10 protein-coding genes are annotated in these 10187 nt (G+C 61.2%); 2 read left to right on the top strand and 8 right to left on the bottom strand.

Translation table 11 applies throughout. From position 1 onward, the window contains the following. Positions 1 to 97 precede the first annotated feature (97 nt). The 4 genes from QP363_RS01960 to pth (QP363_RS01945) all read right to left on the bottom strand — a co-directional run bounded on the left by QP363_RS01960 (position 98) and on the right by pth (QP363_RS01945) (position 4296). Positions 98 to 1108 carry a CaiB/BaiF CoA-transferase family protein gene (locus tag QP363_RS01960; protein WP_070710705.1) on the bottom strand — a complete coding sequence of 337 codons (1011 nt, stop codon included), beginning with the start codon at positions 1106 to 1108 and terminating at the stop codon, positions 98 to 100. Between the two features lie 75 nt (positions 1109 to 1183). After that, positions 1184 to 2815, bottom strand: coding sequence for a peptide chain release factor 3 (locus QP363_RS01955; RefSeq protein WP_070447124.1), 1632 nt, complete (start codon positions 2813 to 2815; stop codon positions 1184 to 1186). A 24-nt stretch (positions 2816 to 2839) separates the two neighbouring features. Further along, complete coding sequence (locus QP363_RS01950; protein ID WP_284762147.1) at positions 2840 to 3697, bottom strand: SDR family NAD(P)-dependent oxidoreductase; 858 nt, start codon at positions 3695 to 3697, stop codon at positions 2840 to 2842. A gap of 41 nt (positions 3698 to 3738) precedes the next feature. Then, entirely contained in the window at positions 3739 to 4296 is a 558-nt protein-coding gene (pth, locus tag QP363_RS01945) for an aminoacyl-tRNA hydrolase (protein ID WP_284762156.1), read from the bottom strand. A 161-nt stretch (positions 4297 to 4457) separates the two neighbouring features. Here pth (QP363_RS01945) and QP363_RS01940 point away from each other — a divergent pair, with 161 nt between their 5' ends. Both QP363_RS01940 and QP363_RS01935 read left to right on the top strand, forming a co-directional pair. Next, positions 4458 to 5441, top strand: a complete 984-nt coding sequence (locus QP363_RS01940) for a nitronate monooxygenase (protein ID WP_284762145.1) — start codon at positions 4458 to 4460, stop codon at positions 5439 to 5441. A 64-nt stretch (positions 5442 to 5505) separates the two neighbouring features. Then, on the top strand, positions 5506 to 6960 hold the full coding sequence (locus QP363_RS01935; protein ID WP_284762143.1) for a glyceraldehyde-3-phosphate dehydrogenase: 1455 nt from the start codon (positions 5506 to 5508) through the stop codon (positions 6958 to 6960). Between the two features lie 230 nt (positions 6961 to 7190). Here QP363_RS01935 and ppk2 read toward each other — a convergent pair whose 3' ends face one another. From ppk2 to pth (QP363_RS01915), 4 genes are all read right to left on the bottom strand, one after another. Continuing rightward, a complete protein-coding gene (gene ppk2 / locus QP363_RS01930) occupies positions 7191 to 8090 on the bottom strand; it encodes a polyphosphate kinase 2 (RefSeq protein ID WP_284762141.1) in 900 nt (299 codons plus the stop codon). Positions 8091 to 8165: 75 nt separating this feature from the next. Then, positions 8166 to 8627, bottom strand: coding sequence for a PepSY domain-containing protein (locus tag QP363_RS01925; RefSeq protein WP_284762138.1), 462 nt, complete (start codon positions 8625 to 8627; stop codon positions 8166 to 8168). Positions 8628 to 8723: 96 nt separating this feature from the next. Beyond that, positions 8724 to 9602 carry a fumarylacetoacetate hydrolase family protein gene (locus tag QP363_RS01920; RefSeq protein ID WP_284762136.1) on the bottom strand — a complete coding sequence of 293 codons (879 nt, stop codon included), beginning with the start codon at positions 9600 to 9602 and terminating at the stop codon, positions 8724 to 8726. Between the two features lie 5 nt (positions 9603 to 9607). Further along, positions 9608 to 10156: an aminoacyl-tRNA hydrolase gene (gene pth / locus QP363_RS01915; RefSeq protein ID WP_070447102.1), complete on the bottom strand. Its 549-nt coding sequence runs from the start codon at positions 10154 to 10156 to the stop codon at positions 9608 to 9610. Positions 10157 to 10187: the final 31 nt, after the last annotated feature.

Genomic DNA, 10187 nt, shown 5'->3' with positions numbered 1-10187 from the left:
AAACGTCCAAAAAGCCACTAGACATCCCGTCCAAAAACATCCTGGACTCCGTGTCCAAAAAGTCGCTAGACATCACAGCCTTAGTTAGAAAACTGAGCTAGAGAAAGCGTGGCGCCGCGGCCGGCTCCGTGTAGCCCTCGGCGTCCACATAAGTGTCGCGCGCGGCAAGGTGCGGGTGTTCCAGAACGTGTTCGGGGGAGACAACCTCGGTGACACAGGCATCGCTGCCGCGGAAGATTTCGATCCATTCCGCTTGGGTCTTTTTCGCAAAACGCCGCGCGATGATCTCCTTCATGGCTGGCCACGCGTCGCGGTCGTTCTGCTCGTAGCGGCCTAGTTCCTCTTCAAGGCCGAGTCCTTTCACCATGAGCGCATAAAACTGCGGCTCAATGGCACCGGCGGCCATCCACTGATCATCAGCCGTGCGGTACACGCTATAAAACGGAGCGCCTCCGTCTAGAAGGTTTGTCCCGCGTTCCTGCCACTGGTCTTCGGCGCGGAAGGCATGCAGCATGGCGGTGAGGTTGGCGGCACCATCGACAATAGCGGCATCCACCACGCAGCCCCGGCCGGTATTCTTTGCCTGAAGCACGCCCGCCAGAAGGCCTGTTACCAGGTACATCGCGCCGCCGCCGAAGTCTCCGAGGAAGTTGACCGGTGGAACAGGAGTACCGTCGCTTGCTGCGATGGGGTGCAGCGCACCGGAGACCGCGATGTAGTTGATGTCGTGGCCGGCAGTGTGGGCGAGCGGGCCGGATTGGCCCCAGCCGGTGATACGCCCGTAGACCAGCGCCGGGTTGATCGCCTGCACCTCCTCTGGGCCTAGACCAAGGCGCTCAGTGACACCGGGGCGGAAACCTTCGATGAGGATATCGGTCGTGGCTAGGCGCTCACGCAGCTTGTCGACGTCTGCTGGATCCTTGAGGTCTGCCTCTAGAACTTCTTGCCCGCGGTAGAGGATGCTGTGCGGGACCACAGCGGGAGGATTTCCTGGGCGGACCACGCGGGTAACGCTAGCGCCCATATCCGCAAGCATCATCGCGGCAAAGGGGCCGGGGCCGATGCCGCCGAGGAAGAGGACGGATAGTCCGGTGAGTGGAGAGCTCATGGTGACCTACCTATTGGTGTACGAATTTCTATCCAATCGTACCGTCGGGTGGGTCACCCAACAAGGGCGTGAAAGTTAATCCGCCACGAGTGTTTCGATGGTGAGCTCTGGGTGCTCCTTCTCAATGAAGGCCAGCTTCCACTTATCACCAAAGAGTGCGATGAGCTCGCCGTCGCTGCGGGTGAAGATCTCCACGCCGCGCTGACGGCCCAGCTCGGGCGCGGACTCGGCATCGGTGCGGCGCGCCACCGAGTAGGGGATGGGCTCGGTGATGGTCTCCACGTTGTATTCGACTTCCATGCGGGCCTGCATGACCTCGAACTGCATAGGTCCCACCGCGGCCATGACTGGGGCGGCGTCGCCGCGCGTATCGTTGCGCAGAATCTGGACCACGCCTTCTGCCGCCAGCTGGTCCAAGCCCTTGCGGAAGGCCTTGTAATCGCCCAAGGATTTTGCACGCAAAATCTGGAAAGCCTCTGGAGCGAACTGCGGCATGGGCTTGAACTGCACCTTCTTGCCGGTGTAAATCGTGTCACCTGGTGCCAAGGAACCGGCGTTGACCAAGCCTACGATGTCACCCGGGTAGGCCGTATCCACGGTGTCACGCGTGCGGCCAAAGACCGTCAGCGCATACTTGGTGGAGAAGCTGCGGCCGGATTGGGCATGGTTGACCTGCATACCGCGCTCAAATTCACCGGAAACCACGCGCATGAAGGCCAAGTTATCGCGGTGCTTGCGGTCCATGCCTGCCTGCACCTTGAAGATGACGCCCGAGAACTCATCGGTGACCTCACGGACCTCATCGATGGCGGAGGTAGCGGCCTCGATGGCCTGCGGATCCGAATCGCGGGAGCGCGGAGCCGGGGCAATCGCGCACAGCGTATCCAGAATCTGGTGTACGCCGAAGTTCAGCATCGCGGAAGCGAAGATGAGCGGGGAGGTCACGCACTGCTCAAAGAGCTCCTGGTCATGCAGGGCGCCGTCCGCGGCCAGTAGCTCCGCTTCCTCCACGGCGGTCTCCCAAGCATCCTCTTCCTTCGCGGCAGCGTCTTCAGGCGCGTAGTGCTCCTCCGGGGCGATGGTGGAACCACCAGCGGTGCGCAGGAAGTGCACGTACTCGTCAGCCTCACCATCATCATTAATGTGGGCTAGACCGCGGAAGTCGCCGGCGATACCCACCGGCCAGTACAGCGGGGTGGGCTGCAGCTGGATTTCGTTGAGGATTTCGTCGACAAGCTCCAGCGGTTCCCGTCCCACGCGGTCCCACTTGTTGATCACCGTGATGATCGGCAGGCCGCGGGCCTTACACACGCGGAAGAGCTTGAGGGTCTGGGGCTCGAGGCCCTTGGCGGCGTCGATAAGCATGACAGCAGCATCCACCGCCGTGAGCACGCGGTAGGTATCCTCCGAGAAGTCCGCGTGGCCCGGGGTATCCACCAGGTTGATCATGTAGGGCTCGCCCTCATGGCCCTCGGGCGCGTACTCGAACTGCAGCGCGGAGGAGGCCACGGAAATACCGCGTTCCTTCTCCATCTCCATCCAGTCAGAGACCGTGGACTTGCGGTTGCCCTTGCCGTGCACCGCGCCGGCCTCGTTGATGACGTGCGCGTGCAGCGCCAGCGCCTCCGTTAGCGTGGACTTACCAGCATCCGGGTGGGCGATGACGGCGAATGTGCGGCGGCGGGAAGCTTCGGAGGCAATACTCATGCGGGCTAGTTTAGCCGCTGGCTGCTACCACTCCACATTGAGCTGGCGGCCCAGATCATCAAAGATGCGCCGGGCCACGGAGAGCTTCTTCGCAATCGGCCGCTGCAGGCCTGGCTTGCGCTTCTGGTTGTAGTACTCGCCGGAGTTGAAATGGATGCCTGGTGTGCCGCTGAGGAAGTAGGCCAAGTTCTCCCCACCCTTGTCCGCCTTGCCCAAGACGTATTTCGCCGCAGTGGTCGAATACAGCTTGCTCGTCCTGCTCGTCGAGTTATGCCCGAAGCCAGTATTCAAAACGCCCGGGTGGAAGGCCACGGAGGTAAGCCCGTGGGAGTCGAGGTAACGGGTCAACAGAATATCGCCTAACTTGGCGTTGCCATAGGCGCGCTCGGCGCTGAACTTTTCAAAGGTATTCGGGTCACCGGGGTCGAAAGAGGAATACAGCATGTTGGCCAACGAGGCGGTCTGCACCACGGTGGCGTTGCTGGCACGCAGCGTATCGCGCAGCAAGGAGGTCAGCAGAAATGGGGCCACGACGTTGATCTGCCACGTGCGCTCGAAGCCATCGGCGGTGGCAAAAGGGCCGTCGAACATGCCGCCGGCGTTATTGCCCAAGGCATCGATCTGCGGGTATTGGCTCAGCTCCTCGGAGAGCCGGCGCACCTGGCCCAAAGACTCATAATCGGCCACATGAAAGTCAGCGCCGATCTCCTCGGCCACAGCCTGCGTCTTCTCCGGATTGCGGCCTACCAGAACCAGCGAATCCTGCGGGCGGCGCTGGTGAAGGATACGGGCAGCGGCCGCGCCCACGCCGTCCGAGGCGCCGGTGATGACGATAGTTCGAGGGGCGTTATGCGATGGCAGGCTGTGGCTCGTGCGGCTCATACTTGGACAGTGTAGGACGTTGAGCCAAGGCGCGCCGGGGTTTATTTCGACCGGGAGTGGATTTCCTGCTGGGCCTTGGTGAGGCCCTCAGTCACGATGAGGCGTGCGGCCTCAGCGGCAGTGGCGATGGTGGAATCGAGCTCAGCGCTGGCATCGACAGGCGCGAGCACCCAGTCCGGGATGGAACCACCCTTCGGCGGGCGCCCGATACCGATGCGCACGCGCAGGTAATCGCGCGTGCCCAGGCGCTCGCTCAGCGACTTCAGACCGTTGTGGCCGTTCTCGTTACCGCCCTTTTTAATGCGCACCTTGCCGACGGGCAGATCGAGCTCATCGTGGATGACGATGATGTTCTCGGCCGCAACCCCCAGCTGCGTGGCCAGCGGGGCGATCGGATCGCCAGAGAGATTCATATACGTGTGTGAGCGTAGCGCCACGACCTTCGTGCCACCGAGCTCAAGCTGTGCAGCGCTGAGTTGGTGCCCTGTGACAGGCTCAAGCATGTCACCAGATTCGGCGAGGAGATCATCCACCGCCATGTACCCCACGTTGTGGCGGGTTGCGGCATATTTCGCGCCGGGATTGCCTAAGCCGACGATGAGCCACTCGGCGCTTAAATCCGCTGGGTTTAATCCGGAGGTGGCGGCCTTCTGTGTTTTCTTATTCGGTGCTTCACCGGCGCGGCCAAAGAGGCGGGTGAAAAAGTCACGGATGGCAGACACTACAACTCCCTTGATGGCTTTCTTTAGGCTGGGTAACCATGAGTCAACTTCTTGAGACTATCACTTGCCCCGTCCTACCTGCCCCGATGGCGGGCGGGCCCACCACGCCTGAACTGGTGGCCGCCGCCGACGCCGCCGGTTCCTTCAGCGCGTTGGGGCTGGGAACTTGCTCCGTCGACGCCGCGCGGGAGGCCATCGCTGCGTGCGCCGGCACGCGTTTCGGGGTCAATATCTTTCACCCGCAGCGCGCACTGACCGAAACGGAATTCGCGGCTGCGCAGTCCCTCGCTGCGGAAGGGGGCGCCGTGCTTGGCGACGTCTCCCTAAACTTCGGCTGGCAGGACAAGTTCGAGGCCGCGCTGGAGGGCGGGGCAGCAGTGCTGTGGTCGATGTTCGGCGTCTTTAGTGAGGAAGAGATCGCACGCATCCATGCCGCTGGGGCAGAGGTGTGGACCACGGTCACCACCCCCGAGGAGGCGCAAGCCGCGGGTGCCCGCGGCGTCGATGTTGTGTGCGTGCAGGGGCCTGAAGCGGGCGGGCACCGCGGCGTGTGGGACCCGGGTGCGGAACCGGATCAGCGCCCACTTAAAGAACTTGTCGCGGCGGTCCACCAGGTCACGGACCTTCCACTCATTGCCGCGGGTGGTCTGCGCACCGCAGAGGATGTTGCCACGGCCCTGGCCTGGCCGGGGGTAAAAGCAGTCAGCTGTGGTTCCGCCTTCCTGCTCTCCGAGGAGGCCGGGACGAGTGAGCACAACCGGGGACTTCTGCGCCGCGGTGGCCAAACGGTTTCCACCCGCGCGTTCTCCGGACGCTATGCCCGCGGGCTGGAGACCGCCTACACACGGGCACACCCGAACCTGCCTTTGGTCTACCCCTATCTCAACGCGCTACTGAAACCTCGCCGTGCCCAGCTCGACGCAGACGTGGACTATTGCCTCGTCGGCGTCGATGTAATGAAACTTCGCGGGGGTAGTGTGGCGGAGATCCTCGCTCAACTACACCCAAACGGGCATGAATAAGGGTTAATATTTACGGATGGACAGAGTTTTACACCCTTTTTGACGAGTAAAGGATACAAAGCACGTGACTTCGAACGCGCACATTGGGCACGAGGATTGGAACGAGCGCCTGGAGCTGGCCCAAGAGATGATCCCGCTCATCCACCAGCTGCACCGCAACAATAACGTTGTCACCTCTATCTACGGCCGTCTGCTCATCGGCGTGACCGACATCGACATCATCAAGGCGCACCGCTACGCCCGCCGCATCGCTGAGCGCGAGCTTTCCACCGCAGAGACCCTGCCTATTCTCAAGGAACTGTGCTCGATGAACCTGGGCACCGCTTCCATTGACCTGGGCCGCCTGGCCACTGGCTTCGAGGAATTCGGCTCCGATAACCTGCGCAACTACCTCGAGGAGACCCTCGTCGATCTCGTCGGTGCCGGTGTGGATAAGGAATCCACCGACGTCGTTCTCTACGGCTTCGGTCGCATCGGCCGCCTGCTGGCTCGCATCCTCATCGCCCGCGAGGCTGCCTACGGCGGCGTGCGCCTGCGCGCTATCGTCGTGCGCAAGAAGGGCGACATTGACATCTTCAAGCGCGCCTCCCTCCTGCGCCGTGACTCCGTCCACGGTGCCTTCAACGGCACCATCGCTGTTGACGAGGAGAACGAGGTCATCTGGGCCAACGGCACCAAGATTCAGATGATTTATGCCAATGACCCGGCGGACATTGACTACACCAAGTACGGCATCGACAACGCCATCGTCGTCGACAACACCGGTGTGTGGCGCGACCGTGAGGGACTGTCCCAGCACCTGCAGTCCAAGGGTGTGGCTCGCGTGCTGCTCACCGCTCCGGGCAAGGGCGATCTGAAGAACATTGTCTACGGCATCAACCACGGCGACATCGAGGACTCCGACCAGATCCTCTCCGCCGCATCCTGCACCACCAACGGCATCACCCCAGTGCTCAAGGTCATCAACGACCGCTACGGCGTGGTTCATGGCCATGTGGAGACCGCACACTCCTTCACCAACGACCAGAACCTCATCGATAACTTCCACAAGGGTGACCGCCGCGGTCGCGCAGCTGGCCTGAACATGGTGCTCACAGAAACCGGTGCAGCCAAGGCCGTGTCCAAGGCTCTGCCGGAGTTCGAGGGCAAGCTCACCGGTAACGCTATCCGCGTTCCCACCCCGGATGTGTCCATGGCTGTGCTCAACCTCGAGCTGGAGAAGGAAGCTGACCGCGACGAGGTCAATGACTTCCTGCGCAACGTGTCCTTGCACTCTGACTTGCGCCAGCAGATCTCCTACATCGCTTCTCCGGAAGTTGTGTCTTCTGACTTCGTGGGCTCTACCCACGCCGGTGTGGTCGATGGTCTCGCCACCATCTCCTCCGGCAAGCACCTTGTGCTCTACGTGTGGTACGACAATGAGTTCGGCTACTCCAACCAGGTCATCCGCATCGTCGAGGACATGGCCGGTGCCCGCCCGGTGGTCTACCCGAAGCGCGTTGACGTCTCTGAGCTCTAAGCACTAAAACGCAGACACCGCCCGCGCTGCATGGCGTGGGCGGTGTTTCGCTGTTTTAGGGTTCTGCTCGGCTTCCGGCTCATCCCCTTCTTAGATACGGAACTGCCCGTTCTGCCAAAAGTAGCGGCGCAGATTGAAAAATCCGGCCATCTTTCGTCAGCTCGGGCAGTATGTGAGTGGGCCAGTGGCGCACCCAGTGGGGGATTCAAGCCTGAAGCTTGAGGGGAGGACTACTTCTTCTTTTTGTCCTTCTTGGCCTTCTTTTTCTTGTCCTGCTTCTTGCCGTTGCCATTGACCTTGGCACGCTCCAAGTCGGCTGCGACATCCGGAACATAAGAAAAGTCGTTGCGCGGCGGGCGCACGTATTCGGCTTCGAGTTCAGGGCGTTTCGGGATCTCCGGTACGTCTTGCTCTACGTGCTGGTACGGAACCATCTTGAGGATGTGGTTGATCACGTTGATGCGCGAGCGCTTCTTATCCTCAGACTCCACCGTGTACCACGGGGAGGACGGGGTATCGGTGTGGACGAACATCTCATCCTTGGCACGCGAGTAGTCTTCCCAACGGGTAATGGACTGCAAGTCCATGGGGGAGAGCTTCCAGCGGCGCAGCGGATCGTTGCGACGGGATTTAAAGCGTGCGAGCTGCTCCTCGTCAGAGACGGAGAACCAGTACTTGAGCAGGATAATGCCGTCTTCGATGAGCATGTGCTCCAGCAGCGGGGCCTGGTGGAGGAAGCGAACGTATTCCTGCTGGGAGCAAAAGCCCATGATGCGTTCCACGCCGGCGCGGTTGTACCAGGAACGGTCGAAGATGACGATCTCGCCTGCGGTGGGCAGCTTTTCAATGTAGCGCTGGAAGTACCACTGGCCCGCCTCGCGGTCGGTGGGCTTGGGCAGCGCTTCGATGCGGCAAGTACGCGGGTTGAGGTACTGCGTGATGCGCTTGATGGCGGAGCCCTTGCCGGCGGCGTCGCGGCCTTCCATGACGATGACCACGCGGGCGCCGGTCTCAACGACCCACTGCTGCATCTCGACGAGCTCTGCTTGGAGGCGCTTAAGCTCGTCCTCGTAGGCTTGCTTGTCTAGCTTCGGCGGCTTGGTGGCAGACTTCTTAGACTGTGAACTCATACCTTTAAATCTACCTCTTAGCTGGGAAAATACCTAAACGTGCGCTAAGGAATGGGAGCCGGATTAAGCGTGTGCTTAATCGACTTCGTGTTGCGTTACCGCGCCGCTGGTGGCGTCAACATCGAGCTCGTGTTCCTGGCCGTTGGCCTTGAAGTCAATCTCCCAGTGCGGGCCCTTGCCGTCGTCACCATCGTCGTAGTCGACTTCCTTCTCTGTGACGGCCTGGGCATCAACGCCGGCATGGGCTAAAGCTTTCTCGAATGCTTCATCACCGGTGAGTTTCCCGGAATTCTCTGCATTTCCGGCGTCCCCGGCGCCAGCCGTGTCGGCAGGCTGCTGGGCGTCGTCATCGCGGTCATCGTCGTCATCATCGCCCTGGGCCGCGCCAGTTGCAGCGGCTGTTTCCGTCACGGTTTCCACAGGCGCGGGAGTCGGCGTCGGGGCGGGATCGGCCTCTTTATCTGAAGAGCACGCAACCAGCGCGGTGCTCACGAAGAGCGCGATGCCGGCGGCGGTAAAGCGGGAACGAAGAGTCACTAAGGCTCATCCTTCTCAGTTAATCGGGGGAAATGTGGGCTCCACCGTATCGAAATCAGGCCGTGTTCGCTGAAGATCCTGTATGTGGCCTGAATGTTAACGGCCGTGACAAGAGCAGTCGTCGCCGCAGCCACCAGCAGCGGGTGGCTCACCGAAGCGCGTGATGTTTTCGATTTCCCCAAGACCTTCGATGCTGATGCGGGTGTGGGAGCCGTCGCCCAGCAGCGCCTGTTCACCGCGCGCGAAGCCCACGCCTTCCGGGGTTCCGGTGGCAATGACATCGCCCGGATTAAGAGGGTAGAGGGAGGAACAGAAGGCGATGAGCTCGGCCACGGAGAAGATGAGATCATCAGTGTTGTCATCTTGGCGCACGTCGCCGTCGACGCTCGTCCTAAGCCGTGCGGCTTTGCCCGGGGCCCATTCATCAGCCGTGGTCAACCATGGTCCAAATCCAGCGGTGCGGTAGAAGGATTTGCCGGCGTGGAACTGCGTAGTTGCGCGCTGATAATCCCGCAGAGTGTAGTCGTTCATAATGGCATAGCCAGCCACGTAATCCAGCGCATCTTTCACGCTCACCCGGTGCGCGCGGCGGCCCATGACTACGGCGAGCTCTCCTTCGTAGTCCAGTTTCTTCGTGGCATAGTCCGGAATATAGACATCGTCGAAGGGGCCGGTCAGAGCCTCCGGGAACTTGATGAAGAGCGTGGGCTGTGTGGGAAGTTCTCTCCCCATCTCCCGCGCATGCTTGGCGTAGTTGACGCCAACGCAGATAATCTTGCCCGGGTTCGGGAGGACGGGGGCGAGGTCGGCGTTGTCAAAAACCACCGGCTCGCCGGAGAGCTGCGCGGCTTTACGCCAGTCTGGACTGGCCAGCAATTCGCCGACATCCTCATAATCCAGTTCGGTGCCCACGTTGGGGCCGTCAATACGGATAGCGCAGGTGCCAAAACTGGTGCGGAGAGTAGCGAGCTTCATGCCGGCTAGTCTAACGCGCGAAGAATCTCATCCACCGCATCAGCACAGACGATGGGAATCTCTTGGGCTTCCTGTTTGCTCCATGGCTTGAGAACAAACGCGGCTGGGTCCATGCGGCCAGGTGGTCGGCCTATACCCACTGAAAGTCGCTGATAGTCCTTAGTGCCCAAAGACTTCGTGGTGGAGCGCAGGCCATTGTGGCCGTGGTCCCCGCCGCCGAGGCGTCGCTTGATGGCGGCGAAGTCAAGCTCCAGCTCATCGTGGACAACGATGATGTGATCATGCGGAACGTTGAAGTACTGGGCAAGGGCCTTGATGGGGCCGCCGGACAGGTTCATAAAGCTGCGCGGCTTGGCGACGATCACCTTGGCGTCCCCACGCCGCGCTTCGGCGACATCCGTGTTTGTCTTCTTATGAACGGAAAAGGAAGTCAGCAGCTCGTGGGCTAGTTCATCGGCCACGTCAAAGCCAATGTTGTGGCGGGTACCGGCGTACTTCGGTCCGGGGTTTCCTAGACCAACGACGAGAAAGGGAGAAGAAGTCACGCTGCCCATTCTAAACAGCGCGAGGGCTAAAACGGCGAAC

It is taken from the genome of Corynebacterium sp. UMB6689, assembly GCF_030215295.1.
Classification (GTDB): domain Bacteria; phylum Actinomycetota; class Actinomycetes; order Mycobacteriales; family Mycobacteriaceae; genus Corynebacterium; species Corynebacterium aurimucosum.
This window is presented reverse-complemented; position numbering and strand designations above follow the sequence as displayed.

Bases quoted from the DNA above. Each gene is read 5' to 3' on its own strand.
- QP363_RS01960 (WP_070710705.1), bottom strand. From the start codon at position 1,108: ATGAGCTCTCCACTCACCGGACTATCCGTCCTCTTCCTCGGCGGCATC.
- QP363_RS01955 (WP_070447124.1), bottom strand. From the start codon at position 2,815: ATGAGTATTGCCTCCGAAGCTTCCCGCCGCCGCACATTCGCCGTCATC.
- QP363_RS01950 (WP_284762147.1), bottom strand. From the start codon at position 3,697: ATGAGCCGCACGAGCCACAGCCTGCCATCGCATAACGCCCCTCGAACT.
- QP363_RS01940 (WP_284762145.1), top strand. From the start codon at position 4,458: ATGAGTCAACTTCTTGAGACTATCACTTGCCCCGTCCTACCTGCCCCG.
- ppk2 (WP_284762141.1), bottom strand. From the start codon at position 8,090: ATGAGTTCACAGTCTAAGAAGTCTGCCACCAAGCCGCCGAAGCTAGAC.
- QP363_RS01920 (WP_284762136.1), bottom strand. From the start codon at position 9,602: ATGAAGCTCGCTACTCTCCGCACCAGTTTTGGCACCTGCGCTATCCGT.
- pth (WP_070447102.1), bottom strand. From the start codon at position 10,156: ATGGGCAGCGTGACTTCTTCTCCCTTTCTCGTCGTTGGTCTAGGAAAC.